Raw genomic sequence first — 26,799 nt, 5'->3', positions numbered from 1 at the left:
CCAGGACGCGGCATGGACCCTGCAGACCGGCCGGACGCGGTACGCGCACCGCGGCTTCGTCGTGGCCCAGGACGCGGACGACGCCGCCGCCGCGCACGACGTACCGCAGCGGCTGACCGCGCACGGCTGCTGGTACCCCTCCGTGGACCCCGCCGGCCGCAACGTCGCCTTCATCTGCGACCGGACCGGGGTGCCGCAACTGTGGACCGGCCCGGTCGACGGCGAGGAGGCACGGCTGCTGGACGCCGACCCCGACCCGGTGACCGAGGTCTCCTGGTCGCCGGACGGCCGCTGGATCGCCTACACCACGGCCCCCGGCGGCGGTGAACTCACCCGGGTCCTGTGCGTACGCCCCGACGGCACCGGGCGCCGGCTGCTGGCCGGCGGCGAGCCCGGCGCCTCCGCCTACCTGGGCTGCTGGACGCACGACGGCTCGGCGATCGCGGTGACGCTCACCGAACCCGCGCCCGCCGGACAGAGCCGGCCCGCACCCGACGGGCCGGTCGCGGGCCTCCCCGAACCCGCCCACACCGGCGGCTGGGCGGGCCGCGACGGCCGCGCGGTCCTGCTGGGCGGAACGCCGCTCGGCGCCCCGCGGGGAGGCGACACGACCGTGCTTCAGGAGCCCGGCACGTCGCCGTCGCGGGAACCCGGGCCCAGGGCGCTGGCGGCCTACCTCGTGGACCCCGAGGGCGCGACCGCGCCGGTGCTGGTGGCGAGCGAGGCGGGCGCACCGACCCTGCGCGTCTGCGGGCTCAGCCGGGACGGCAGGTTCGCCCTGCTGCGCCGGGGCCCGCGCGGCCGCCGCGAGGCGCTCGTGGTCCGCCGCCGGGACCGGGCCGTCACCTGCGCCGTCCGGGTCGCCGACGGCGATCCGTGGATCGGGGGCTTCGCCCCGGACGGCCGCACCGTGTGGCTGCGCAGCGACAGCGACCGGGAGTTCGCGGCGCTCCTCGCGGTTCGGCTGGGCCGGCGGGGGCAGCGGCTGGCGCAGTGGCCGGTCGCCGCCCGCCCGGACTGCGACCTGGAACTGCTCAGCCTGCACCGGGACGGGCGGCACGCCGTCCTGTCCTGGAACGTGCGCGGGGTGAGCGAGCTGGAGATCACCAAGCTGCCCGCGAGCGTCCCCGAGGGGGACGGTCCGGCCGCCCTGCGACGCGTCGCCGCGCCCTCGGCCTGGACCTCCCGCGGCATCCCGCTGCCCCACGAGGTGGTCACCCGGCTGGCGCCCGCCCCCGATCCCGACGGCCCCGTCGTGGCCCTGTCGGGATCGCGGCGGCGGCCCGGCGTGTGGTGGCTGCCGCACGCCTCGGCCCAGCGCACCCCCTGGTCCTCGCGCGACGAGGACGCCGTCCCCGACGCCGGCCACGCGCCCGTGCAGCCCTTTCCCGTCCGCCCCGTCGCCCGGGACGGGCTCGCCCTCGGCGGCTGGTACTACAGGGCGCCCGGCCGCTCCCCGGGCGAGGCGGCCCCTTGCGTCCTGCATCTGCACGGCGGCCCCGAGGAACAGGAGCGCCCCGTCCTGCAGACCCTCTACCACGAGCTGCTCGGCCGTGGACTGGACGTCTTCGCCCCCGACGTACGCGGCTCGTCCGGCTACGGCCGTTCGTTCGTGGACGCGGATCTCGGCACCAGCCGGTTCGCCGCGATCGAGGACGTGGCCGCCTGCGCGGCCCACGTCGTCGTGGCGGGCCTGGCCGACCCCCGGCGTCTCGCGGTGATGGGCCGCTCCTACGGCGGCTATCTGACGATGGCCTCCCTGGTCTGGCATCCGGAGCTGTTCCGCACCGGCGTGGCGGTCTGCGGGATGTCCGACCTCACCACGTTCTTCGCCGGTACCGAACCGTGGATCGCCGAGTCGGCCGCCCACAAGTACGGGCACCCCGAACGCGACCACGAACTGCTGCGCTCCCTGTCACCGATGAGCCGTGTCGACGCCCTGCGCGTACCGGTGCTCGCCGTGCACGGCGAACATGACACCAACGTGCCGGTGGGAGAGTCGCGGCAGTTCGTGCGAGCGGCGAGGGAACGCGGCCTGGAGGCCGAGCTTCTGTTGCTGCGTCAGGAGGGGCACGACTTCCGCCGGGCCGACAACCGGCGCCTCTTCCGCAGGTCCGCCGCCGACTGGATCCAGCGGCACCTGACGAGCCGGCCCGCCTGACCCGCCCCGTCGCGCAAGGCCGGTCGCGTCGGGCCGCCGCCCGGCTCACGCGATCGACGGGTCGGACTCCTCCTCGACGGTCCAGGAGACACCCTCGGGAAGGGCCTGGGACGCCTGGCCGACTCCGCGCAGCGGGAACACGACGAGCGCGGCCGCCGCCGACGCGCACAGGAGCCAGTCGAGCGCCCAGGGCATCCCGTCGGGGCCGAAGTACAGGACGGGCGTGGTGATCAGGGCCGCGAGCAGGGCCCCGCCGAGGACGGGGCCGTGCACGGCCCCGGCGAACCCGGTGGTGCGGGGCAGGCGCCGGACCTGGCGCCCGGACACGGCGGGCCGGTGGGAGCCGTCGAGGTACGGGCGTGCCTCGTCCGGGTCCGCGAGGCCCATGACCACCTCGCCGGTGTCGGCGACGAACGCGGCCGGCAGCTCGTCCTCGATCAGCTTCCACCGCTCCGGCCAGCACAGCCAGCCCTCCTGCCCGCCGAGACACAGGGCCGCGCGGCCCACCTCCTCGGGAGGGGCGGCGAGCTTCAGCTCGCGGCCCTCGGCCTCGAGGACGAGCCAGTGGTACTGCGTGACGTTCAACTCGCCCGGCTTGGAACCGCGTTCGCTGTACCGCATCCTCACGGGCCGTCCGGCCCGGGCCCGGACGGCGTGCAGCTCTCCCCGGGCGGCGTCGTCCACCAGCACCCGCAACTTGCCCCGGACGGCGGCCTGGCTGACCTGGCGGCGCGCGAAGAGGAGCGTCTTCACCGTCAGGACGAGCACGAGGATGATCACCACTCCGGAGAGCACCCCGCCCGAACCGGCGGCCAGCCGGCTCAGCACCAGCGGAGTCACCAGGAGAAGGACGGCACCCGTCGTACGGCCCGGCCGGCGCGCGGGGAGGGGCAGCCGGCGGGGCGACGGCGGTACCTGCTCCGGCGCCGCCGGCCCACCCGGGCTGAGTCTCGGCGCCGCACGGCTGGCGAGCGCCCATCCGCCGGCCGTGACCAGGCCCGCCGCGAGGGCCGACAGGATGTCCCAGCGCGGCGCGGGAGCGTCGTAGCGTACGAAGACCAGGGACAGGGCCACGGTCGCACAGGCCAGGGCGGCGCCGCCGAGGGCGCGGGTGATCAGGGTGGAGCGTCGCATGGGCGTCCTTCACCGGGTACGTGGAGCCGGGGTGGGGGCACCGTCTCGCGAGGCCGAACAGGCGCGGGCGCACCAGTTTCTTACATGATCGGCAACGAAGTAAAGGCATGGCCGGCCGGGCGGTCCGGCCGGCCTCCGGTGCCGGGCCATGCTCAGGGGCGGGGCGCGGCGCCCTCGTCGACGGGCAGCGGGACCGGCTCCTCCGCGAGCGGTGCCGCCGGGGCCGCGGCGGCATGTGCCTTGTCCCGGCGGCCACTTCGCGAGCGGGTGCGGCGCAGTGACAGCAAAAGCACCGGCATCAGCACGCAGGTGACCGCCGCACTGTGCCAGAGCAGCGCGTCGAGCCGCCCGGCCGCCAGATAGGCGCCCGCGGCGACCGCGGCGAGCGCGCACACGCCCCGGTCCACGATGCTCTCCACCGACAGCAGCGTGGCCCGCGGCGCGTCCGCCGGGATGGCGTCGTTGACGAGCTTGCGCTGCACCGGATAGACGAACCCCGTGATCGCCGCGAACGCGCACAACAGCGCCACCACGGTCCAGGGGCCGCCGACGGCGGTGCCCGCGAGCGTCGCGGCGAGCGCCACGCTCAGCAGGGACACCCACACCACCGGCGGCAGCCGGCGGCCCAGCCACTGGGGCCGGGCCGAGGTCACCGCCTCCGCTACCGTCATCGCCGCGAGCACCCCGCCGTGCGCGCTCTCCCCGATGCCGTGCTCCAGAAGCACCGGCTGGAACAGGTTCACCTGGCAGATCCGGGACAGCGTGAAGACGGCCACGCCCTGCACCATGAGCAGGGCCAGCCACGGTGACGACCGCAGGGCCCGCAGGGCGGCCCGGGTGTCGCGCAGAAGGCTGCCGTCACGCCCTGCCCGCGCGCCCGGGCGGACCTGGCCGCCCCCGGGCGCGGCGAGCCGTGGCAGGGCGAGCGCGCAACCGAGGGAACCGGCCGCGCTCACGGCACTGAGCACGTACGGGGTCTGCGGGGCCAGCGTCATCAGGGGCCCGACCAGCGGCCAGCACACCACCTTGGCGGCGAGCCCGAGGGCCCGGGCCGTCCCCTCGGCCCGCAGATAGTGGGCCTGCGCCCCCTCGGCCCGCAGACCGTCGTACAGATAGGCGCTCGCCGCCCCCGACGTCAGCGAACGCCCGGCGGCGATGGCGAGGAAGTGCACCAGGAAGCCCGTGTACGACGGGGACAGGACCGGCGCCAGGTTGGCCGCCGTCATGACCACCGCGCCGGCGCTCAGGCAGTTGCGGGCGCCGATGCGGTCGGCGACGACTCCGGTCGGTATCTCGAAGAGGCAGAAGGCGATGTAGTAGATGCTCTGGATGCCGAAGATCTGGTCGTCGGACAGACCCGCGTCCCGCTGGTAGGCGTAGAAGACGGGCATCCACCACAACAGGTTGAACAGCAGCTGGAACCCGTTGTTCAGGCGGATGACGCGGCGCGCGGCCGGGCTCGGGACCGGTGCCGGTGAGGTGAGGCGCGGGGACGGCATACCGGGCCTCACCGGGAGTAGGGGCGGACCTGGACCAGACGGAACGCCCCCTCGGCCGTCATGAGCCACTCGATGTCCAGGGCGCCGTCGGGGTCGTCCGCCCCGAAGTGCGACTGCAGCAGCCGTCCGGCCAGGGCCAGTCGGGCCAGCGCGGCACGGGTCGCGGCCGGCAGGTCCTCGCCCGACGAGCCGACGTCGACCGTGCGCCCGCCGCCCTCCACGGTGTTGTAGAGGTACTGCTGCGGCAGGATCGTGCCGTCGACCACCCGCTCGGGGGAGCCCGGCGCGCAGTTGATGTACACGTTGCGGAAGTCCTCGCGGCGGGTCGGATTGCAGGTCACCAGCACACCCCCTAGACCGGCCGGCACGTACTCCTGGACGATCACCCCCATGTAGGTGTCGTCCAGCGGGATACCGGCCTGGTGCCGCAGGCGCACACTGCGCGGCGACACCAGCGACGCCCACACCTGCCGTACGGCGTCCATGAGCTGGTCCGTGCCGCGCACCGTGGTGACCGAGTCGTAGATCCCGGCGGCGGAGAAGCCGGGCAGGTCCTCGGCGTTGGAGGAGGAGCGCACCACCAGACGGCGCCCGTCGTCCGACAGCGGCGCCACCGACGCGGTGATCGCGCGTTCCACCTCGTCGGGCATCGGCGTGGTGCGCGTCAGCTGCTGGAGGCTGAGCGCGAGGGAGTCGATCACGTCGAACGCCTCCAACTCCAGCGCCATCTTCAGCTTGCCGATGCCCTGTTGCAGCGCGGGCGACGAGGTGAGGAAGAGATGGTGCAGCCGGAACGGCAGCGCCACGCCCTCGGGTGCGCGGACCGTCTCCGCCACCCGTGCCGCCGCCGCGGCCCGCAGCCGCTCCCGCGACGTGCCGGGCTCGCCCAGCCGGGCGGCGAGGTGGCCGAGCAGATCGGGCCGCGGCGGACGTGGACGCGCGTAGAACGCGGTCAGATCCGCGGTGCGGCTGTCCAGGACGTGGTGCAGCTCCCCGAGGCTCGCCGCCTTGGTGCCGTAACTGTCCCGGTCGGCGCCGCGCAGCCGGTGCAGCGCGAGGACCGGGGCGTCCTCCAGGAACGGCGCCTCCAGACGGATCCGCTGCTGGTGCCAGGCGGGCCTGGTCAAGGCCGGTTTGCGGGACAGCCGTTCCAGGGTGACGGCGTCCTCCTCGGCGCGGTAGCGCACCCACGCGCCGTCGAGCCCGTCGCGCCGTACGACGTCGTCGAGATCGCGGACGATCGCGTTCGGGATGCCCCAGCCCGAGGCGAGGACGTTGGTGTGGGAGAGCGGCGTGATGGGAGCCGTGTTGATGATCCCGGCGACGCGCGGGACGTCGTCGGGCGGGCAGGGCATCGCGACGATGTCCGACCAGCCCAGCTCCCCGGCCGCGCCCTCGTACTCCGCGAGGGTGCGGAAGTAGCGCAGCCGGCCGCGCGCCTCGCCCGGGTTGAGGCAGGTCCGGGTCCGGTTGCCGAACAGCTCGTGGCTGAGGATGCGCGGTACCCGTGTCTCACTGACGTGGGACAGCTCGTGCTCCTGCCCGTGGTTCGCGGGCTTGAGCAGCAGCGGCAGGCGTCCGTCGACCCGCCCGCGCACATAGCCGTAGAACTCCTCCAGCAGCGCGCCGTGCATGGTGTCGGCCTCGGTCGTCTCCAGCACCAGGAAGGGCCGCTCGGCGCCGTCGGCCTCCTCGTCGGTGTGCAGGGACAACACGCCCAGCAGGAAGCGGCGTTCGGGGTCCGTGTAGACGGAGGCGTTGAACGCGTCGAGGTCCGCGTCGAGTTCGTCCAGCGTCAGGCCGAGGACACGGGTCGCGATGTAGTTGACGTGGAAGGGGTGGACCCGGGTGTCCAGCAGGTGCCAGGTGTCCTTCGCGCGGTCCACCACGACCTTCAGGTAGGGATGCCCGGCCAGCACCCCGGACAGGGTACGGAACAGCGGCAGCGAGAGGTTGGCCCCGACGACCGTGCGGTCGCCGGCCGCGTCGGGCACGCCCGTTCCGTCCAGTGCGAGGGTCATGCCCGCACCCCCTCGCCGGCGTGCGCGGGCAGGAGGCGCGGCAGGGCGTCCACCAGCGCGGTGAGGTCGCGGACCACCGACTGCGGCCGGTCGGCCGACAACAGGCAGAGCCCCGCCATCGTGTTGGCCCCGGCGGCCGGGTCGTAGACCGGTACCGGGGTGCCCTGCGGCAGCGAGTTCTCGTGGACGACGGACAGCGAGCTGCCCGCCCCGATCGGCGCGCCGCGCAGCACCGCCGCCGGGTCCCACAGATGACGGCGGGCCCACGGAGCGCCGTCGCCGTCCACCGCGAGAACCACCAGGGAACCGGCCGCACCCTCGGCGTCCTCGCCGGTCAGCGCACGCGCCGGCCACGCGGGTGAGCGGCCGAGCAGCTGATCGGTGAACAGGCCCACCAGGTCGAGCCCGAAGACCTCCTCGATCTGCGGCACCGTCATCGCGCCGCCGAACCGCGCGGCCGTCTCGATGACCCACATCCGGCCGTCCGCGCCCAGCTTGATCTCCGTGTGGGTCCCGCAGTTCTCCAGACCCAGGGCCTCGACCGCCCGCCGGGCCAGTTCCACGATCCGGTCCTGGGCGTCGCCGCCGAGCGCGGCCGGGGTGATACCGGCGCGCTCGGTGAACGGCGCCACCGTCGGCATCCGCCCGCTCACGCACACCGGGCGGAACAGGCCGTCCACGACCACGCCCTCGACACTGACGTAGTCACCCCAGCCCGAGCCGTCGAACCACTCCCCGGCACAGCCGCTCACGATCTCCTCGATGATGAAGTCCTCACCGGCGCCCGCCACATGGAGCTCCGCGAACCCCAGCAGCGCCGACTCCGTCATCACCGCCCGCGACCGCTGCCAGGCCCCCCGCGCCTGCTCGGGCGCCTCGATGATCTGGTGCGCCGTCGAACCGGCGCTCCAGGCGGCCTTCAGCAGCAGGGGGTACGACAACTCGGCCGCCGCGGCGTCCAGTTCGGCGGCGTTCGTGACCGATCGGAACCTCGGCTGAGGGATCTCGCGGCGCTCCCAGGCGGCGCGCATCAGCCTCTTGTCACGGGCCAGCGCCGCCGCGGGCCCCGCACCACGCAGCCCGAGCCGCCGGGACGCCTCGGCGACCGCGACCACCGCGTACTCGGAGAACGTGACGACGGCGTCCGCGCCGACCTCACGCGCCCGCCCGGCGATCAGCTCGACGAGGTCCGAAGCCGGCAGGTCCCCGGCCGTGACGACCGACTCGCACAACCCGCCGACGTCCGCCGCCACGGCGGCGGGCAGCTCGCTGAGTGCCAGCAGGTGCACCGCGGACCTCGCGGCCACCCGCGTCAGAGCGTGCCCCACCGGGGGGCCGCCCTTGGCATGCACGTACAGCACCCTGCTCACGAATATCCAACTCCTCTGATCGCGCTGTCGGTTGAGGCGCGTGATGCGCCAAGTGCGTACGGCGGGACCGCGACTGCGCCGTACGCGCCCGCCGTCTCACCGCCTCCTTCAAGCGAACCAGCCCCGACCCCCGCCCGAGGGCCCGTGATACGCGAACGGCTCAGGCAAATGCCCGACTGCCGAAGGCCTTCGCCGTCCTGTGCGGGGACGGTGATGCGCTAGGCCGATGCAGTCCCGGAGGTGCCGCGTCCGGCCACCCCGGCATGTCCACCGCGCTACGGGATACGCATGATGTGTTACGCAAAGTGACGGTAGTAGACGGTTGAAGGAGTTGGGCCGTGGACGAGGCCGATTTCAAGGCGCTGCTCGAATCCCTTCCGGTGACCTGGTGGGAGGCCGACGGCGGACTGACCGTCGTGGACAGCGGGGGCGGTGCGTTCGGCGACGAACGCACCGCCCGGCGCTTCCTGGAAGCCCTCTGCGCCGACCGCGGCGGCACCCCGCTCCCTTCCGGCGCCGGTCCGTACCAGGCGTCCTTCGAGGGTCGGACCTTCGACGTGAACTGGCCGGACCGGGACTTGGGCCCGGACCGGCACGGCAGCAGGGGAGTGGCGGTCGAGGTGGGCGGCCGCGAAGAGGGGAACCCGTACGCCTCGTTCGCCGACCTCACCCCGGCCGCGGCCTTCGTGCGCGACGCGGGCGGCCGCTACCTGTGGGCCAACCACGCCTACGCCCACCTGTACGGCACCACGCGCGACGACGTGATCGGCCGTCACCTAGCCGACGTCGACGAACCCGACGACGTCGAACGGTTCCTCGCCCTGGACCGCGAGACCCTCTCCTGCGGCACCCCCGTCCGGCACACCCTCACCTACCGGCGCTCCGACGGATCACCGGGCCACGCCGCCGGGTACCGCTTCCCCGTCCGCTGGGGCGCGGCACGCTGCGTGGCCGGTATCTACGTCGACGTCACCGAGCACGCCCGGGCACTGGACCAACGGCACCGCGCCGAGGAGGACTTGAGCGCCCTGCGCGATCACAGCGGCCTGCCCTGCGTCCGCCTGTCCGCGGACGGACTGGTCGAGGAGGCAGGCACGGCGGTCGCCGAACTCCTGCGCGTCCGCCTCTCCGACCTCATCGGCCGGCCCGCCGACACACTGCTGGCGGACACCCCGGAACGTACCGGCCTGCACCGGATCTGGAACGACCTCGTCGGCGGCCGGCGCCGAAGCGCGCGCACCTGCGCCGTACTCGTCGACGCGGACCACCGGCAGCGCCGGGCCCTGATCCAGTTGAGCGCCGTGTGCCGCGTCCCGGAGCGGGTGGCCGGCGTGTGGGCCGTCCTGACGCACCTCGGTCTGCCCCACGAGCCGCGGCCGCCCCTGACCGCCGCCCAGGTCCGCATACTCGCCCTGCTGGCCGCCGGGCGCAGCAACGCGGAGATCGCCGGGACGCTGCACCTGTCCCGGCAGACCGTGGACTACCACCTCAGCCGCCTGCGCGAAATCCTGGACGCCGCCACCCGCCCGGCCCTGGTGGCCCGCGCCTACGTGCTCGGAATCCTCGCCCCCCAGGCCTGGCCCCCGAGGTCCGCCACGGCGGCTCACCCGCTGAGCGCGGTCTGAGTCCGTCCGTCCGGCCCGCAAGCCGTACGGTCATCGGCCGGCGGCCGGGGGAACGCCGGCCGGTGGCGGTGACCACGCGGGGGAGTGAGGGTGGAGGTCCGACGTCCATCGAGGAGCCAGTCATGATCGTCACCATCGTCGGAGCCGGGAACATGGCACGCGGCATCGGTACCCGTGCGCTGGCCGGTGGTCACTCCGTTCGGCTGCACGATCGCGACCGGGCCAAGGCGGAGGACCTGGCCGCCGCTCTCGGCCGGGCGGCCCCCGGCTCCGACGCCACGGCGGCCGATGCCGACACCGTCGCCGACTCCGACGTCGTGGTACTGGCCCTGCCCTACCCGGCCGGGCGCGACCTCGCCGCCGCGTGGGCCGGCGCCCTGGCCGGGAAGGCCGTCGTCGACATCTCCAACCCGGTGGACTTCACGACCTTCGACTCACTGGTGGTGCCCCCTGGCACCTCGGCCGCCGAGCAGATCGCCGCCGCCGCGCCGGAGAGCCGAGTGGTCAAGGCCTTCAACACCACCTTCGCGGGGCCGCTCGTCACCGGAGAGGTGGCCGGGCGGCCCCTGGACGTCTTCATCGCCGGAGACGACGACACGGCGAAACGGACGGTGACGGAGCTGGTCTCCGCCGCGGGCCTGCGCCCCCTGGACGTGGGACCGCTGCGCAGGGCGCGGGAGCTCGAGGCCTTCCAGTTCCTGCACATGGCGTCGCAGGAACGGCTCGGCCTGAACTGGTCGAGCGCCGTCGCGATCCTGCCGTGACAGCCGTCGGGCCGCGGCACCGGCGGCTCCGTGGGCGCTGATCCGCGCTGATCGACCGGGGGCGCACCGGCCCGGCCTCCCGGCACCGGCCCGGCCTCCCGGCACCGGCCGGGTGCGCCGGCCGGTCGCCGCTCAGCGGGCCCGCAGACCCGCCGTGGTGGTTCCGGTGCGGTCGCGCAGCAGAGCGCGCAGGGTGGCGGCGTGCTCGTAACCGACTCTGCGGGCGATGGTCTCCAGGGACAGGTCCGTCGTGCGCAGCAGATGCGTGGCCTGTTCGACGCGCAGATCCTGCACGAACCGCACCGGCGTCGTGTCGAGTACCCGGCGGACGGTGCGCTGGAGCGTGCGCTCGCTGACCCCGAGGGCGCGCGCCGCGGCGGCCAGGCTGTCCGGCGTGTCGAGGTGCAGACGGGCCCACCGCTCGAAGGCGGCGACCAGCGGGTCGCTCTGGGCCAGGGCGCTCGGGATGGTGTAGGCGGACTGCGAGGGCCGTTCGTCGACGACGAGGTAGCGGGCCACCAGGTCGGCCAGGGCCGGACTGGCCGAGCGGACGACGGCGAGGGCGAGGTCGACGTGCCCGAACGCGGCTCCCGCCGTGGTCACCCCCTGGGACGTGATCACCATGCTGCTCTCGTCGAGCGCGACGTCCGGGTAGCGGCGGCGGAACAGGGGCGCCAGCCACCAGGTGGTCGTCGCCCGGCGGCCGGCGAGGACGCCGGACTCGGCGAGCAGGAAGGTGCCCGTACAGGCGGAGGCGAGGGGCTCGCCCCGGCCCCGGCGGCCGGCGACCAGTTCCCGGACGCCGGCGAGGTCCGGTCCCGCCACCCGCTCCAGGAGGGCGTCGGGCCGGCGCTCGGCGAGCGCGGGAACCAGCAGCAGACCGGCGGTGTCCGCGGCGGACGCGGGCGCGGCCGTGACGATATGCCCGGCACCCGTGCGGACCTGACGGCTGAAGCCGATCGTCGTCACGTTCCAGGCGGGTGGCGGCTGGGCGAGTTCACCGCGCATCGCGTTGGCCGCCTCCAGGACGTCCAGCACGGCACAGAGCCCCGAGTCGAACACGCCGTCGTACACCAGCACCGAGACGTCCATGGCGGAAACGCTAACAGGCGCGCCGTTTCCGGCAGCGGGGTCAGCCGAGCCGGAGGGCCGGCGGCAGCACGGGCAGCGTCGAGGAGGAGGGCGCGGTCGCACCGCCCGACAGCGGCACGCCGCGCGCCCCGGCCCGCCGAAGTGGCTGCCGTGGTCAAGTATTTGGCCCCCGCGCGGCCCGCCGTCCCGGGACCGGCGGGCCGACGCCTCGGTGGACGCCGACGCGGGGTAGTCGGAACCTACGCGCCCGCCGATGGAAACGGAAGCCCCAATTCCGTCCGATCTCCGACGTCCGTGACGACTTCGGCCGGGCGCACCGCGGGCGGACGTCGGGGCGGTGTCGGAAACGATGCCGGGCGTGTCGTTCACGACACTGGGGCCGGACGGGACACCGGCCTAGCGTGGATGGTGTCCCCGCAGGGAGGCCCCGAGAACGGCCGGCGTCGGCGCCCGCACCCGCGTGCCGCGCGGTCACGCCGGAACACCCGCCCCGACGCCCCTCACCCGAGGGCGCCGGACAGAACCAAGGAGCCCGTCACCATGAACAACATCGGTCTGCTCGCCCGTATCGAGGCCAAACCGGAGCACGCCGACGACGTCGCCCGCCTGCTGGCCGAGGCCGTGCACCTCGCCGAGGAGGAGAAGCGGACCCTCACCTGGTTCGCCTTCCGCGAGGACGCCACCACGTTCGGCGTCTTCGACACCTTCGACAGCGAGGACGACCGCACCGCGCATCTGCGGGGCCGGATCGCCGCCGCCCTCATGGGGGCCACGGACACCCTGCTCGCCGCGGCGCCGGACATCCGGCCCGTGGACCTGCTCGCGGTCAAGCTGCCCTGAGCGCCCCCGTCACCCCCGCACCCCACCGTTCCCCAGGCTCAGGAGGCCCACCGCCCATGACATCGACGACGTCCGCCGCGGCGCTCCAGGCACCGCACGGCACGGCTCCGGCCGCCCGTTCCCGCACCCACACCTGGGAGCCGCCCACCGGCTACGCCGACGGTGCCGGACGCTCGGGGCTCGAGGTGCTCCGCATGTGCCTCGACGGCCGCCTCCCCCAGGCGCCGATCTGCGGGACGCTAGGCTTCCGCCTGGTGGCGGTGGAGCCGGGCCGTGCCGTCTTCGAGGGCGACCCCGCCGAACACCTGCTCAACCCCATGGGCACCGTGCACGGCGGCTTCCTCGCCACGCTCCTGGACTCGGCCCTCGGCAGCGCCGTGATGTCCACGCTGCCCGTGGGGCGCGCCTACACCACCGTCCAGCTCGGTGTGCACATGGTGCGCCCCGTCCTCGCGGGCACCCCGACGCTGCGCTGCGAGGGCACCGTGGTCCACGCCGGCCGCACCACCGCGACCGCCGAGGCGCGGATCACCGGCACGGCCGACGGAAAGCTCTACGCGCACGGCACCACCACCTGCGCGGTCCTGGCGCTGCCGGAGGGAGGCTGATCGCCCGCCTCGCGGGCCCGCGGCCCTCCTGAGGTGAGCAAGCGCTTGGTAAGGTGCTGGGAAGTCCGCGGGACAGGAAGGACGCACCATGCCGTCGTCGCAAGCAGAGGCCTTCTACGAGCGGGAGGCCGCCGACCGGTTCCTTCCCACCGCCTACACCCGGGGCCCCTGGGACGCCGGGTCGCAGCACGCGGGACCGCCGGCCGCGCTGCTCGGGCTCGCCGTGGAACAACGGCCCGGCGGCCGGCCGGACATGCGGATCACCCGGCTCACCTACGAGATCACCCGGCCCGTCCCCATGAAGCCGCTCACCGTCACCACGCGCGTACTCCGAGCCGGACGCGGCGTCGAACTCGTCGAGGCGGCCCTGACACCCGACGGCGGTACGGAGGTGATGCGGGCGACGGCCCTGCTGATGCGGACGGCGCCCGAGTCGGTACCGGAGGTTTCGCCGGGCCCGCAGGTGCCCGGGCCCGGAGCCGTGGCCCCGCAGGCGTTCTTCCCCGTCCCCTGGGACCAGGGGTACCACACCGCCATGGACGTGCGTTTCGCCGCGGGCTCGTTCCTCGAAGCCGGCCCGGCCACGGCCTGGATGCGGATGAGGGTGCCCCTGGTCGCGGGCGAGGAGATCGCACCGCTCAGCCGGGTGCTGACCGCCGCCGACTCGGGCAACGGCGTCAGCTCGGCACTCGACTTCCGTCGCTACGTCTTCGTCAACGCCGATCTCACCGTCAGCCTGCACCGCCACCCCGAGGGCGAGTGGGTCTGCCTGGACGCGCGGACCATGGTGGACGGCGCGGGCATCGGTCTCGCCGAGTCCGCCCTGCACGACGAGAAGGGCCCGCTGGGCCGCGGCACGCAGAGCCTGTACGTGACCGAGCGCGGCTGACCGGCGGTCACGGGCCGCCCACTGGGCTGCCGGGCCGGAGCGGGGGCCGCCTTTACGTGCTGGTCGTACCGGGTGGGAGGATGCATGGTATGGACATCCGCCGAAGGAACAACGTGACGGTCACCGGCCCGGCCGCCGCGCCCGCCCTGATCCTGGCGCACGGGTTCGGCTGCGACCAGAACATGTGGCGCCTGGTCGTGCCGGCACTGGCGGAGCGGTACCGGGTGGTGCTGTTCGACTACGTCGGCTCCGGCGGTTCCGACCTGTCGGCCTGGAGCGAGGCGCGGTACTCCGCACTCGACGGCTACGCCCAGGACGTGGTCGAGGTCTGCGAGGAGCTGAACATCGACCGGGCGGTGTTCGTGGGCCACTCGGTCAGCGCCATGGTCGGGGTGCTGGCGGCGCGGACCGCGCCGGAGCGGATCGGGGCCCTGGTGATGGTCGCGCCGTCGCCCCGCTACATCGACGACGAGGGCTACCGCGGCGGCTTCGACGCGGAGGACATCGACGAACTGCTGGCCTCCCTGGAGTCGAACTACCTGGGCTGGTCGACCACCATGGCCCCGGTGATCATGGGCAACCCGGAGCGGCCGGAGCTGGGGCGGGAGCTGACCAACAGCTTCTGCGCCACCGATCCCGACATCGCCCGCGTCTTCGCCCGCACCACGTTCCTCTCCGACAGCCGGGACGACCTCAAGACCGTGACCGTTCCCACGCTGATCCTGGAGTGCGCCGAGGACGTCATCGCGCCGCGCGAGGTCGGCGCCTACGTGCACGCGGCGATCCCCGCCTCCCGCCTCGTCACCCTCGACGCCACCGGCCACTGCCCGCAGTTGAGCGCCCCCGAAGCCACGGCGGCGGCGATCCTCGACTTCCTGGGGGACCGGCCGTGATGTGCCGTACGGGCAGCCTCTCCGAGCCGCCCGACGGCAACGGCCGGGGTGGCGAGAAGGACGTCGCCCCGGCCTTCACCGCGCTGCTCGAGGACAGTGCCGAGGACCTCTACGAGTCGGCGCCCTGCGGCTATCTGTCCACCCTGATGGACGGCACGGTCGCCAAGGTCAACAGCACCTTGCTCGACTGGCTGGGCCTGCGGCGCCAGGACGTGGTGGGACGCAGGCGCTTCGCGGATCTGCTGACGGTGGGCGGCAGGATGTACCACGAGACGCACTTCGCGCCGCTGCTGCGCATGCAGGGCGAACTGCGGGGCGTCGCACTGGAGATGAAGACCACCCGGGGCAGCAGGCTGCCGGTACTGGTCTCCTCCGCGGTCAAGCACGGCAGCGAGGGCGAGCCCCTGCTGATCCGTACCACCGTCGTCGACGCCTCCGACCGGCGTGCCTACGAAGAGGAACTGCTGCGCCGCCGCCAGGACGCCGAACGCGCCCGCGTCGAGGCCGAACAGGCGCGCATCGCGGCCGAGGAGGCGAGGAAGCAGGCCGAGGCCGACCGGGAACGCCTCGCGGACGCGCTCGCCGTGCTGCAGCAGTCCCTGCTGCCCGACACTTTGCCGGCCGTCCCCGGACTGGAGACCGCCGTCCACTACCACACGGCGTCCCCTGACCAACTCGGCGGCGACTTCTACGACTTGTTCCCCATCGACGGAAACCGCTGGGCCTTCTTCCTCGGGGACGTGTGCGGCAAGGGCCCCCAGGCCGCCGCCCTCACCTCACTGACCCGCTACACCCTGCGCGCCGCCGCCCACCACACCCCCGAGCCCGCCGCCGTGCTGACGACCCTGAACACCGTCCTGCACGACCGGTACACGGCGGGTGGCGACCCCCGGTACTGCACCTGCGTCTTCGGCATCCTCGAACCGGGCGCCGGCGACGGGCACACGACCGTCGAGCTGGCCTCCGGCGGTCACCCTCCGGCGCTCGTCATGCGAGCCGACGGCCGTGCCGAGTTCCTGTGCACCCCCGGCGGCCTGCTCGTCGGCGCCCTGCCCACCGCGCCCTTCACCACCGCCAGGACGACCCTGGCCCCGGGTGACACGCTCCTGCTCTACACCGACGGTCTCACCGAGGCCCGCACCGGTCCCACCCGCGACAGTCTCTACGGCGAGGAGGGCCTGCTCGCCTTCGCCGCCGACCACGCGTCGGCCGCCCCGCAGGCGCTGATCGCCGCGCTGACCGAACTGCTGAAAGGTTTCGGCGACGGCCTCGACGACGACACGGCCCTGTTCGCCATCGGAGCCCCGGGACCCGAAGCCCCCACCCCGGCAGCCCACCCCCAGCCGGTGACGAAGCACCCACGATGACCCCGCTGACCGTCACGCACCGCGACGCCACCGCCGGACCCGTCCTGCACGTGGCCGGTGAACTCGACCACGCGCAGGCCGCCGTTCTGCGGCGCGAGGTCGCGTCCCTCGCCCTGAAGCCGGGCCAGTGCCTGGACCTCGACCTGTCCGGCCTGGAGTTCTGCGACTCCACCGGCATCACCGTCCTGCTCGCGGCACGCCAGTACGCCGGGGCGGCGGACGCCGGCATCGTCCTGACCGCGGTCCCGCCCCACCTGCTGAGAGTCCTCACGATGGTCGGCCTCGACCAGGTCTTCACCCTCCGCCCGGCCCCGCCGGCCGGCTGACCGCGGCGCCACCCGCTCCTGGCGGTGGAGTCTCCCGGCGGCCGTCGTCGACCCGCCGCCGACTACGGGCGGCCTGCCGAGTCCGCCGCCGTCCCGCCGTCTCGAACGGCGGCGGAGAGCTGATCGCGCAGCCAGCCGGGATCGGGGTTGACGTACGGGCGGCCCGCGAGGACGACGGTCGGCACGGTCTCGTCGCCGCCGTTCACCGCCCTGACCGCCGCCGCTCCCGCCGGGTCACGCCAGATGTCCACCCAGTGCAACCGGCCCGCGTCGCGACCCAGCCGGAATCGCAGCCGCAGGCAGTACTTGCAGCCGGGCCGCCAGAAGACGACCGGTCGGCCGTCGGCCGTGCTGCGACTCCGGGCCTCCCGCGCACTGACCGACCGCGGGAAGACCACGGGCGAGTACACGACCGCAAGCAGCACGAACCACAGCAGGACCGGTCCGGCCGCGCCGGGGCCCCTGCCGAGGAACAGCCCGGTCGCGATCACCGCACCGCAGAGCCCGAGCAGCAGCGGCAGAGTCCAACTACGAGTCATGGACGTGCAGGCTATCGGGCGCCCGGACGATCCCGGAACCCGGCCGCCCACGGCTGCCCGGGCGCCAGGTGGCACGGACCGCGTCGCACACAGCGCCGCGGCCTGGCTCGTCACCGCTCACTCCCGCGGCGGACAATGGGATCTCCGCGCCGAGCGAGGTGGTGGTGACGATGCCCGTATGGCACCTGCGTGACTATCACGAGGACGATCTCGACCAGGCCATCCAGATCTGGGACCAGAGCCGCGGGGCCGACGAGGACCGGGTGTTCCCGGTCTCCGAGGTCATGGCCGCGGCCAAGTCCGGTCAGTCGGCGGTCGTCGCCGTGGTCGGTGACGAGCTGGTGGGCATGGCCGTGGCGCAGTCCTACGCCAGGCGGGGATGGATCCTCCTGGTGGCACTGGCCTCCCGCTGGCGCGAGCGCGGCATCGGCAGCGCGCTCGTCGCCGAGCTGGAGCGGCGGCTGCGGGCAGCCGGAGTCCGTCACATCAGCGCGCTGCTGCCCGCCCACGCCGCGGGAACGAAGGCCCTGGCCAACTCCGGATACCAGTCCCGCGACGACCTCACCTACTACGAGAAACTCGAACCGCCGGGGACCGCCGACGCCGACGTCCTCGCGGCCCTGGGCGGCCGCATGCTGCCCGAGGGGCTGTGGGACGCGATGGCCGGCATGGAGCGGGAGAAGCAGGTCATCGAGCGCCGTGTCGTGCTGCCGCTGACCGAGCCGGTGCTCGCCGACCGCTACGGCGTCGTCCCGCCGAAGGCGGTCATGCTGTTCGGCCCGCCCGGCACCGGAAAGACCAGCTTCGCCAAGGCGGTGGCGTCGCGGCTCGGCTGGCCGTTCGTGGAACTCTTCCCCTCCCGCCTCGCGGCCGACACCGGCGAAGGACTGGCCGCGGCCCTGCGGGAGGTGTTCGCGGAACTGGCGGAACTGGACTCGGTCGTACTCTTCATCGACGAAGTCGAGGAGATCGCCGCCGTGCGGTCCGGGAAGGCGGTCGATCCGGGGCACGGAGTCACCAACGAGCTGCTCAAGCTCATCCCCGTCTTCCGGGAGCACGACGCACGCCTGCTGGCCTGTGCGACCAACTCGGTTCGCTCCCTCGACCCGGCTTTCCTGCGACCGGGCCGGTTCGACTACGTCATCCCCATCGGCCCGCCGGACCCGACCGCCCGGTCGGCGATCTGGGCCCGCTATCTCAGAGCCGCCGCCACCGACGCCGTCGACCTCGCCCGGCTGGTGGAGGCCAGCAAACTGTTCACCCCGGCCGACATCGAATACGCGGCGCGCAAGGGCGCCCAGGCGGCGTTCGAACGAGAGGTCACCCGGCGCCAGGGCGGACCCGCCACCACCGACGACTACCTGACCGCCATCGCCGACACCCGGCCGACGCTCACCGCACGGGCGATCGAGGAGTTCACCGAGGACATCGACAAGCACAGCCGGCTCTGAGACCGGTAACGGCGGGGCGTGTCGCGCCGGAGGAACGCAGCGGGGCGGCGAGGGGTCGCACCCCGGCTCACCCGGTCGAGCGCCCCGCGCCGCGGTAGCGGGCGGCCAAAGCGGCCCCCGAGCCGTCGCGCAGGGCGAGTTCCGCGTCGGCCAGCCCGATCAGGGGCCCGGGGTCGGACAGCCCGGGCACGCACACCACCTCCCGGCTCTCCAGGGCGGCGAGGGAGGCCGCGACCACGTCGGCGGCGGGCATGCCGCCCTCGTCGTGGACCCGGGCTTCCCCGGGGACGGGAGCCTCGCCGGTGCCGAGGTGGAACTCGGTGGCGGTCAGCCCGGGGCAGACGACCTGCACCCGCACCGGCGAGTCGCCCAGCTCGGCGGCGAGGGTCCTGGTGAACGTCACCATGTACCCCTTGGTGCCTCCGTAGACGGCCCGGTGGGGGAGGGGCCCCGGGGGCAGGGCGCCGGCGAACGCCAGCAGTGAGGCGACGTTGACGACGGCGCCGTGGCCGCGCGCCATCATGCCGGGAAGGGCCGCGCGGGTCAGCGCCGTCGGCGCCACGACGTTCACGTCGATCACCTTGGCGAGCAGGGCGGGGTCGACCTCGGCGAACGGCCCGTACCCGTTGATCCCGGCGTTGTTGACGAGGAGTGCCACGTCGTCGCAGGCCACCCGCTCCGCGACCCTCGCGAGGTCCGGGGAGCGGGCGAGATCGGCCACCAGCGGATCCACCGCGGCCCCGGCCTCGCGCAGCCGCCCGGCCAGCGCGTCGAGCCGATCGGCGCGCCGGGCGACGAGTACCAGGTCCCAGCCCCGCCGGGCCAGCGCGGCGGCGTACTCGGTACCGATACCGGACGACGCCCCGGTCACCACGGCCCGACGGGCCGGCCTGTCGGATGCCATGCGCTGTCCGGTCAGCGGCCGGAGGTGTACGGCGCCGTCATGCCGCTGTGCCGCGACTTCCCGGCTTCGGCCTTTCCGGCCGCCGCGGTGGCCGCCAGCGCGAGCAGCGTGGCGATGGCGCCGGTGATGACGTTGTTGACGATGGTCTTCGTGGTGCTGACGTTGCCCGCGACGACCCACGGGGAGATGATCATCCAGACGCCCAGGATGCAGGCTCCCCAGGCCATGCTGTGGGTGCGTTCGTAGGCGCGGCCGAAGCCTCCGCTCATGAGGAGGGCGTAGGCGATGCCGACGATGAGGTTGGTGACGGCGAGGGTGGAAAGGCCGTTGAACCCGGTGATCCACGGTGATGCCGCCATGTAGATGCCGGTGAGGAAGGCCAGGGTGCCGACGGCTTGCCCTTGGGGGGTGCTCGTGGCGCGTTCTGCCATCTCGTGGCGCATGCGCATGTCGACGATGTCGGGGTGCGTCTCCATAGAGGACCCGTGAGCAGTGGTCATTGCCTTCACCTCGGAGCGATTGATGGGTTTTCGAGCGCCGGGTACCCACCAGACCCGGTGAAACCGGACTTTCCGACGGTCGCTGTGTTGCCACGTCGCGGGCGGTGGCCGCGCGACGCGGCGGACTCCACGCGTGTTCTATTCTAGGTAGACCTACCTACCCAGTCTGGATGGCGATGGGCGAGACCGACATGAGTACGACGGCCCGTGGAAGGCGCCGCCCCGCGCGGGAGCGGCTGCTGGAGGCGGCGGCCCGGCGCTTCTACGCCGACGGTGTGGCGGCGACCGGCATCGACACGATCACCGCCGAGGCCGGCGTCGCGAAGATGAGCCTGTACAACAACTTCTCCTCCAAGGCCGAACTGGTCCGCGCCTATCTCGACGCCCGGCACGAGGAGTGGCTGGGTCTGTACCGGGCGCGGCTGAATTCGGCGCGGGGGCCGCGGGACGGGGTCCTCGCGGTTTTCGACGCGTACACGGACCACGCCGCGTTCGCGTACGAGCGGGGCTTCCGCGGCTGCGGTCTGCTGAACGCCGCCGCCGAGTTCCCCGCCGGGGACGAGGGCCGGGCCGTGGTCCGCGCACACAAGGAGGAGGTCGAGCGACTGCTCGCCGGACACCTGGACGAACTGCTGCCCGGCCGCCCCGACGAGGCCCACGCGACGGCCGAGCACCTTTCGTTCCTCCTGGAGGGCGCCATGGCCCGCGCCGGTCTGGAGGGGGACGACGCACGCCTGCGGAACGCCCGCGCGCTCGCGGCCGGCCTGCTGGACCGGCTGTGAAGGGCGCAGGACGCGGCCGGTCCGCGGGGACCGGGGCGCTCTGCGTGCTGGCCGCCTCCGTGCTGTGGGGCACGACCGGAACGGCCGCCACCTTCGCTCCGGAAGTCGGCCCACTGGCCATCGGCGCCGTCGCCATGGGGCTCGGCGGGCTCCTCCAGGCCCTCGCCGCGGCGCGGCCGACCGTCCGCAACGCGCCGCGCCTGCGCGCCCGACGCGGGACGGTACTGCTCGGCGCCGTCTCGGTGGCCGTGTACCCCCTGGCCTTCTACAGCTCCATGCGACTGGCCGGTGTCGCCGTGGGCACCGTGGTGTCGATCGGCACCGCCCCGCTGGCCTCGGCGGTGATCGAGCGGGTCGTGGACCGCCGCCGGCTCACCCGCCGCTGGATGTTCGCCGCCTTCCTCGGCCTGCTCGGCACCGCCCTGCTGTGCGTCGCGGAAGCCGCTCACGCCTCCGACGGCGCGGGACGGCGGTCCATGGCGGGCACGCTGCTCGGGGTCGGCCTGGGACTCGTCGCCGCCGCGACCTACGCCCTCTACTCCTGGGCCGCGCACCGGCTGATCACCAGCGGGATCCCCTCGCGCGCGGCGATGGGCGCCGTGTTCGGCCTCGGCGGCCTGCTCCTGGTCCCCGTCCTGCTGGCGACCGGCGGCCCGCTCGTTCACTCGTGGCCCGACGCGGCCGTCGGCGTCTACATGGCGCTGGTGCCGATGTTCGCCGGCTACGTCCTGTTCGGCTGGGGGCTCGCGCACGTCCCGGCCAGCACGGCCACCACCCTGTCCCTGCTCGAACCGGCCGTCGCCGCCGTCCTCGCCGTCCTGGTCGTGGGCGAACGCCTCCCCGTGGCCGGATGGACCGGCATCGCGCTCGTCGTCATGTGCCTCGCCGTCCTCACCGTGCCGACAGGCGCCCGCGCCGTGGCACGGGACGAGGCGGCACAACCGACCGGCGCACCCGTGCCGGCGGCGCGGACGTACCCGGCCGGGGGCTGATCGGCCGGGCGCCCGGAGGTTCACGGAGGCCGGGCACTCGGACGCACCCCGGCGCGTGCGGGACGCGCTCGCGCCCCCGGTAGCGGCTATGGCGTCAGAGGCTGGGCGCGGGCGATGAGCAGGGCGACGTCGTCGTGGCCGGTCGAGTGCCGCAGCCGCCGCAGGAGCCGGTCGCAGGTCTCCTCCACGGTGCGGCCCGGCTCCGCCAGCAGGCGCAGCAGGGCGTCGAGACGGACGTCGATCGCGTCGTCGCGGGTCTCGATCAGGCCGTCGGTGTAGAGAACCAGTTGGTCGCCGGGCTCCAGGGTGAGGGTCGTGGTGTCGAAGGGCGCGCCGCCGACCCCCAGCGGAAGACCGGTGGGCAGGTCCAGCAGTTCGGGCGGCCGTCCGGCCCGGATCAGGGCCGGGGGCAGGTGCCCGGCGGAAGCCAGGTGGAGCCGGGTACGACGGGGGTCGTAGACGGCGTAGAGGCAGGTCGCGATGTAGGGGTCGAGACCCAGGGTGATCCTGTCGAGGTGGGTGAGGACGCGGGCGGGGTCGAGGTCCAGGTCGGCGAGGGTGGAGGTGGCGGTGCGCAGGCGGCCCATGGTGGTGGCGGCGTCGATCCCGCTGCCCATGACGTCGCCCACGGTGAGGACGGTCCGGTCGCCGTCGAGGGGGATCACGTCGTACCAGTCGCCGCCCACCTGGCTGAAGGCCTGGGCGGGCCGGTATCGCGCGGCCACCTCCAGGCCGGGATGGCGGGCCGGGAGCTGCGGGAGCAGGCTGCGCTGGAGGGTCTCGGCCGCGCTGCGTATGTGCTCGTGCAGGACGGCGTTGTCGATGCTCAGCGCGGCGGTGGAGGCGAGCTCGCAGGCCAGGGCGAGATCGTCCTCGTCGAACGGCTGCGGGTTGCGCGCGCGGGCCAGACCCATGACGCCGATGATGTTGTCGCGGGCGATGAGCGGGATGGCCATGTCGGTGTGCACACCGGCCCGGGCGAGCAGGCCGGCCTTCTCGGAGTCGGCGGCGATGCGGTCGTGGCCGCCGCTGCCCACATGGGTGATCAGCTGGGGCCTACGGGTGCGGACGCAGTGGGCCGCCGGATGGTCGGCGTGGTACGTGGTGAGGGAGCCGGGCGGGACGATCGCCTCGGCGGCGTCGGTGGGGTAGGCGGTCTTGACCGCGAGGGCGCGGAACTGGGCGGGACCCTCGCCCAGCTCCGTGCGGCCCGTCTGCAGGACGGAGTCCAGGAGGTCCACCGCGACCATGTCGGCCAGGCCCGGTACCACGACGTCGGCCAGTTCCCGGGCCGTCCGCTCCACCTCCAGGGTCGTGCCGATGTGGGCCGAGCCGTTCGCCATCAGCCGCAGCCGCTGCTGCGCCCGGTCGGCCCTCCGGCCGGCCTCGTAGCGGTCGGTGACGTCGATGACCACGTTGGCGATGCCCAGCACGTGCCCGTGCGTGTCCTCCAGCCGGTAGAGCGAGACCGCCCAGGCGTGGTCGTTGTCCGGGTCGGCCGCGGTGCGGCCCACCACCTGCCGGTCCACCATGGGCACGCCGGTCGCCAGGACCTCCCGCATCGCGGACTCGGCACTCCGGAACGGATCACCGGGCAGGACGTCCCGGAACCTCCGGCCGAGGTGTTCGGCCTCGGGCCACCCGTGCATCTGTGCCATGGCCGGATTGACGGCCAGGTACCTCAGTTCGTTGTCCAGGACGGACAGCCCGACCGGCGCCTGGGTGACCAGCCGGGTGGACAGGGCCACCTTGCGTTCCACCTGTCGCAGGGTGGCCCGGTCGGTGGCGAGCCCCAGGGCGTAGTGATCGCCCAGGTTGTCCGTCAGCCGCATGTTGCGGAACTCCACCATCCGGGTACGGCCGTCCTTGTGCCGGACGGGGAACGCCCCCGCCCAGCCCCGGCCGGACGCCATCACCTCGGCGAAGAGCGTGATCGCCGCGTCGCGGTGCTCGGGGTGCAGGAGCAGCGGCGCCGCGTACTGCCCGACCGCTTCCTCGCCGGTGTAGCCGAACAGCTCCTCGGCCTGCGGGCTCCACATGTCGATCCGGCCGTCGGCCTCCACCAGCACCGCCGCGACACCCAGCAGGTCCAGCAACCCGCTCGGCTCCGCGACGGTGCTCTCCGCGCGGTCCGTCGCCCACTGCGGGCGCTGCTCGGCTCGGCTCATCGGCCCCGCTCCCTTCCCTCGCCGCAGGGGCGTCCCTCTCAGCAGAGCACGTAAGGAGGCCGCCCGCCGCCTCCACCGCCGGGCCCGAGGCGCGGCGGTGCGCGCCGCCCGGCGGGGCCGGGCCGGGGGACGGCCCTCGCGCCACGGAGCGACCACGGCACATCCATCATGCTCACAGCCCGAACAGCTTCGCCGCGTTGCCGTGGCACACCGCCCGGAGCCACTCCTCGCCGAGACCGAGCCGCTCCAGGGCGTGCAACTGGTGCGCGTACGTGTAAGGGATGTTGGGGAAGTCGGAGCCGAGCAGGACGCGGTCGCCGAGCCGGGCGAGCCCGGGCAGGGCCCGGCGCGGGAACGGCATGAGCTCTTCGGTGAAGTCGGTGAACGCCATCGTCGTGTCCAGCCGCACCTGCTCGTACCGCTCGGCGAGACCGAGGAACTCCTCGTACTCGGGCATGCCCAGATGCGCGACGATCAGCCGCAGCCGAGGATGCCGTGCCAGTACCCGTGCGATCGGCCCGGGGCCGGTGTGCCTGCCCGGTGCCGGCCCGGAACCGCAGTGGATCACCACGGGAACCCCGGCCTCGGCCAGCACTCCCCAGGCCGGCTGGAGCAGCGGGTCGGCCGGGTCGTACGCCCCGACCTGCACATGCGCCTTGAACACGCGGGCGCCCGCCTCGACGGCCTGACGGACGTAGGTCTCTGCGCCCGGCTCGGGGAAGAGCGTGGCGGTGTGCAGGCAGTCGGGGGTGCGGCGGGCGAAGTCGGCCGCCCAGCCGTTCAGCCACCGGGCCATTCCGGGCTTGTGCGGATAGAGCATCGCCGTGAAGGCCCGGACACCGAACGCCCGCAGCAGGGAGGTCCGTTCCTCCTCCGCCCTCCGGTAGGCGATCGGCCACTCGAGCCCGGCGGTGAGCGGTCCCTGAGTGTCGAAGTAGTCCCAGACCTTGTGCAGGACACGCTCGGGCATGAAGTGCGTGTGGACGTCGATCAGCCCGGGAATCCCGAGCCGGCCCCAGAAACGGCGGACTTCCCCGGCCTCGTCCGCCCCGGGAGTCACGTCACTGGTGGAGCCTCGTGAACCGGTTGCCGCGGCCGGCCTGTGGTGATCATTCATGCCGCCCACCATCGGCCCTGCCCACGGCTCGGGTCCACCCCTGCCGCCACCCGAACCGTCGGGCCGTGCCGTCCCGCCCGCGAACCGGAGGAGCACCCGCATCTCACATCGTGGTACTTGCTTTTCAGAAAGCAAGACGAGTGAGATCGTTTACATCGCCCGTACAGTTCGCACGGTCTTTCGGCGAGGGGATGCGTGCGGGATCCGGGCCTTCGGCAACCGATCTCCACCTCGCGCGCGAAAGACCGAGCAATGCCCGCACCAGCCACCGGCTCCGCCCAGACACCCGTCAATCCGCGGTCCCGCGTCCTCATCGCCAGTCTCATCGGCACGACGATCGAGTTCTACGACTTCTACGTCTACGCGACCGCCGCCGTCCTGGTCTTCCCCTCCCTCTTCTTCCCCGGCGGCGACCCGGCCACGGCGCTGCTGTCGTCCTTCGCGGTCTTCGGCGCCGCGATGGTCGCCCGCCCGATCGGCGCCATCTTCTTCGGACACCTCGGCGACCGCCTCGGCCGCAAGCGGACACTCGTCGTCTCGCTGCTGACGATGGGCCTCGCCACGCTGCTGATCGGCGTGCTCCCCACCTACGCCCAGGCCGGCTGGATCGCCACCGCGCTGCTCGTCCTCATGCGGCTCGCGCAGGGCTTCGCGCTCGGCGGCGAGTGGAGCGGTGCCGCGCTGGTCGCGACCGAGAACGCGCCCCGCGGCAAGCGCGCCCTGTACGGCACCTTCCCGCAACTGGGAGCCCCGCTCGGCTTCATCATCGGCAACGGCCTGTTCCTGATCATCGGAGCCCTGCTCCCGTCCGCGACCGGGGGCGATCCCACACAGCCCTCGGACGCCTTCCTGAGCTGGGGCTGGCGCATCCCGTTCCTGTTCTCCGCCGTGATGGTCGCCATCGGCCTGTGGGTGCGCTCGCGGCTCGTCGAGTCCGCGGTGTTCGCGAAGACCCGCGAGGCGGGAAAGGTGCGCAAGCTTCCGCTGGCCGCCGTGGTCCGCGGCCACTGGAAGCAGCTGATCCTCGGCACCTTCTTCATGCTGGCCACGTACGTGCTCTTCTATCTGATGACAACGTTCTCCCTGAGCTACGGCCGCACCCCCGAGAGCGCAGCCGTGCCCGGCCTGGGCTACAGCTACACCACGTTCGTCCTGATGATGATCTTCGGCGTGCTGTTCTTCGCCGTGTTCACCCTGGTCTCCGGCCCGCTCGCCGACAAGTACGGCCGGCGGACCACCCTGATGTGGATCACCGCCGCCATCGTGGTCTTCGGGCTGGTCTGGGTCCCTCTGATCGGCCTCGGCACCCTCGGCGTCGTGCTGTGGCTCGTGCTCGGCTTCACGCTGATGGGCATGACGTTCGGCCCGATGGGCGCGCTCCTGCCCGAGCTCTTCCCGACGAGCGTGCGCTACACCGGGTCCGGCATCTCGTACAACGTCAGCTCGATCCTCGGGGCGGCCGTCGCCCCGTTCATCGCGGTGGCGCTGTGGCAGGCCGGCGACGGCTCACCCTGGCTGGTCGGCGTCTACCTCTCCGCCATGGCGGTGCTGACGCTGATCGCGCTGTTCCTCGGCGAGGAGACCAAGGACGTCTCCCTGGACGACGGCGAGACCGGATCGGCGGACGACGGCGTCCCCGCCACGGCCGGCTCCTCCGTGGCCGCCCCGTAGCCGCTTCCCCTCGCTCACCCTTCGGTCCCCGGCCCCGCGTCCCCGCGGGGCCGGGGACCGTCGTATGCCCGCCCGTCGCGTCGGAT

At 73.6% G+C, this 26,799-nt stretch carries 23 protein-coding genes; 13 read left to right on the top strand and 10 right to left on the bottom strand.

Annotated features, from left to right (window positions below; all coding sequences use genetic code 11):
* Positions 1-61: 61 nt before the first annotated feature.
* Positions 62-2,161, top strand: coding sequence for a prolyl oligopeptidase family serine peptidase (locus tag ABZ478_RS36520; protein WP_359556669.1), 2,100 nt, complete (start codon positions 62-64; stop codon positions 2,159-2,161).
* Positions 2,162-2,206: 45 nt separating this feature from the next.
* Here ABZ478_RS36520 and ABZ478_RS36515 read toward each other — a convergent pair whose 3' ends face one another.
* From ABZ478_RS36515 to ABZ478_RS36500, 4 genes are all read right to left on the bottom strand, one after another.
* Positions 2,207-3,295 (bottom strand): hypothetical protein, encoded by a 1,089-nt coding sequence (locus tag ABZ478_RS36515; protein WP_359556654.1) that lies wholly within the window; start codon positions 3,293-3,295, stop codon positions 2,207-2,209.
* Between the two features lie 152 nt (positions 3,296-3,447).
* Entirely contained in the window at positions 3,448-4,794 is a 1,347-nt protein-coding gene (locus ABZ478_RS36510) for an MFS transporter (RefSeq protein ID WP_359556651.1), read from the bottom strand.
* A gap of 8 nt (positions 4,795-4,802) precedes the next feature.
* On the bottom strand, positions 4,803-6,815 hold the full coding sequence (locus tag ABZ478_RS36505) for a PEP/pyruvate-binding domain-containing protein (protein ID WP_359556649.1): 2,013 nt from the start codon (positions 6,813-6,815) through the stop codon (positions 4,803-4,805).
* A complete protein-coding gene (locus ABZ478_RS36500; RefSeq protein WP_359556647.1) occupies positions 6,812-8,185 on the bottom strand; it encodes an ATP-grasp domain-containing protein in 1,374 nt (457 codons plus the stop codon). Before ABZ478_RS36500 ends, ABZ478_RS36505 begins: the two co-directional genes overlap by 4 nt.
* A 338-nt stretch (positions 8,186-8,523) precedes the next feature.
* On the opposite strand from ABZ478_RS36500, the gene ABZ478_RS36495 reads away from it, so the two are divergent.
* On the top strand, positions 8,524-9,810 hold the full coding sequence (locus ABZ478_RS36495) for a PAS domain-containing protein (RefSeq protein ID WP_359556644.1): 1,287 nt from the start codon (positions 8,524-8,526) through the stop codon (positions 9,808-9,810).
* 122 nt (positions 9,811-9,932) lie between these two features.
* Positions 9,933-10,574 carry an NAD(P)-binding domain-containing protein gene (locus ABZ478_RS36490; RefSeq protein WP_359556641.1) on the top strand — a complete coding sequence of 214 codons (642 nt, stop codon included), beginning with the start codon at positions 9,933-9,935 and terminating at the stop codon, positions 10,572-10,574.
* Between the two features lie 132 nt (positions 10,575-10,706).
* Here ABZ478_RS36490 and ABZ478_RS36485 read toward each other — a convergent pair whose 3' ends face one another.
* Entirely contained in the window at positions 10,707-11,666 is a 960-nt protein-coding gene (locus ABZ478_RS36485) for a helix-turn-helix domain-containing protein (protein ID WP_359556639.1), read from the bottom strand.
* A gap of 540 nt (positions 11,667-12,206) precedes the next feature.
* Between ABZ478_RS36485 and ABZ478_RS36480 the strand changes: the two genes are divergently transcribed.
* The 6 genes from ABZ478_RS36480 (at position 12,207) to ABZ478_RS36455 (ending at position 16,589) form a co-directional block, all read left to right on the top strand.
* On the top strand, positions 12,207-12,506 hold the full coding sequence (locus ABZ478_RS36480) for an antibiotic biosynthesis monooxygenase (protein WP_359556636.1): 300 nt from the start codon (positions 12,207-12,209) through the stop codon (positions 12,504-12,506).
* A gap of 56 nt (positions 12,507-12,562) precedes the next feature.
* Positions 12,563-13,114 (top strand): PaaI family thioesterase, encoded by a 552-nt coding sequence (locus ABZ478_RS36475; RefSeq protein ID WP_359556634.1) that lies wholly within the window; start codon positions 12,563-12,565, stop codon positions 13,112-13,114.
* 88 nt (positions 13,115-13,202) lie between these two features.
* Positions 13,203-14,003: a thioesterase family protein gene (locus ABZ478_RS36470; RefSeq protein WP_359556632.1), complete on the top strand. Its 801-nt coding sequence runs from the start codon at positions 13,203-13,205 to the stop codon at positions 14,001-14,003.
* 89 nt (positions 14,004-14,092) lie between these two features.
* A complete protein-coding gene (locus ABZ478_RS36465; RefSeq protein ID WP_359556629.1) occupies positions 14,093-14,896 on the top strand; it encodes an alpha/beta hydrolase in 804 nt (267 codons plus the stop codon).
* On the top strand, positions 14,896-16,263 hold the full coding sequence (locus ABZ478_RS36460) for a SpoIIE family protein phosphatase (protein ID WP_359556667.1): 1,368 nt from the start codon (positions 14,896-14,898) through the stop codon (positions 16,261-16,263). The genes ABZ478_RS36465 and ABZ478_RS36460 overlap by 1 nt, the downstream gene beginning before the upstream one ends.
* A complete protein-coding gene (locus ABZ478_RS36455) occupies positions 16,260-16,589 on the top strand; it encodes an STAS domain-containing protein (protein ID WP_359556626.1) in 330 nt (109 codons plus the stop codon). The genes ABZ478_RS36460 and ABZ478_RS36455 overlap by 4 nt, the downstream gene beginning before the upstream one ends.
* 62 nt (positions 16,590-16,651) lie before the next feature.
* Here the strand turns inward: ABZ478_RS36455 and ABZ478_RS36450 are convergent, their stop codons facing one another.
* On the bottom strand, positions 16,652-17,128 hold the full coding sequence (locus ABZ478_RS36450; RefSeq protein ID WP_359556623.1) for a glutaredoxin domain-containing protein: 477 nt from the start codon (positions 17,126-17,128) through the stop codon (positions 16,652-16,654).
* 170 nt (positions 17,129-17,298) lie between these two features.
* Here ABZ478_RS36450 and ABZ478_RS36445 point away from each other — a divergent pair, with 170 nt between their 5' ends.
* The gene (locus ABZ478_RS36445) at positions 17,299-18,579 is read left to right on the top strand and encodes a bifunctional GNAT family N-acetyltransferase/ATP-binding protein (RefSeq protein WP_359556621.1); all 1,281 of its coding nucleotides are present in this window, start codon (positions 17,299-17,301) and stop codon (positions 18,577-18,579) included.
* A 67-nt stretch (positions 18,580-18,646) separates the two neighbouring features.
* Here the strand turns inward: ABZ478_RS36445 and ABZ478_RS36440 are convergent, their stop codons facing one another.
* Together ABZ478_RS36440 and ABZ478_RS36435 are read right to left on the bottom strand one after the other, a co-directional pair.
* Entirely contained in the window at positions 18,647-19,483 is an 837-nt protein-coding gene (locus tag ABZ478_RS36440; protein ID WP_359556620.1) for an SDR family NAD(P)-dependent oxidoreductase, read from the bottom strand.
* 11 nt (positions 19,484-19,494) lie between these two features.
* Positions 19,495-19,983, bottom strand: coding sequence for an SPW repeat protein (locus ABZ478_RS36435; protein ID WP_359556619.1), 489 nt, complete (start codon positions 19,981-19,983; stop codon positions 19,495-19,497).
* A gap of 176 nt (positions 19,984-20,159) precedes the next feature.
* Between ABZ478_RS36435 and ABZ478_RS36430 the strand changes: the two genes are divergently transcribed.
* The gene (locus ABZ478_RS36430; protein WP_359556664.1) at positions 20,160-20,765 is read left to right on the top strand and encodes a TetR/AcrR family transcriptional regulator; all 606 of its coding nucleotides are present in this window, start codon (positions 20,160-20,162) and stop codon (positions 20,763-20,765) included.
* Complete coding sequence (locus tag ABZ478_RS36425; protein ID WP_359556617.1) at positions 20,762-21,757, top strand: DMT family transporter; 996 nt, start codon at positions 20,762-20,764, stop codon at positions 21,755-21,757. Before ABZ478_RS36430 ends, ABZ478_RS36425 begins: the two co-directional genes overlap by 4 nt.
* 86 nt (positions 21,758-21,843) lie before the next feature.
* On the opposite strand, the gene ABZ478_RS36420 is transcribed toward ABZ478_RS36425, so the two are convergent.
* Together ABZ478_RS36420 and ABZ478_RS36415 are read right to left on the bottom strand one after the other, a co-directional pair.
* A complete protein-coding gene (locus tag ABZ478_RS36420) occupies positions 21,844-23,925 on the bottom strand; it encodes a SpoIIE family protein phosphatase (RefSeq protein ID WP_359556614.1) in 2,082 nt (693 codons plus the stop codon).
* A gap of 172 nt (positions 23,926-24,097) precedes the next feature.
* The gene (locus tag ABZ478_RS36415; RefSeq protein ID WP_359556613.1) at positions 24,098-25,042 is read right to left on the bottom strand and encodes an amidohydrolase family protein; all 945 of its coding nucleotides are present in this window, start codon (positions 25,040-25,042) and stop codon (positions 24,098-24,100) included.
* 252 nt (positions 25,043-25,294) lie between these two features.
* Between ABZ478_RS36415 and ABZ478_RS36410 the strand changes: the two genes are divergently transcribed.
* Entirely contained in the window at positions 25,295-26,713 is a 1,419-nt protein-coding gene (locus tag ABZ478_RS36410; RefSeq protein WP_359556610.1) for an MFS transporter, read from the top strand.
* Positions 26,714-26,799: the final 86 nt, after the last annotated feature.

Origin of the sequence: Streptomyces sp. NPDC005706 (genome assembly GCF_040631045.1) — a bacterium.
GTDB lineage: Bacteria > Actinomycetota > Actinomycetes > Streptomycetales > Streptomycetaceae > Streptomyces.
The sequence above is the reverse complement of the archived record's forward strand: the minus strand, read 5'-3'. Positions and strand labels throughout refer to the sequence as shown.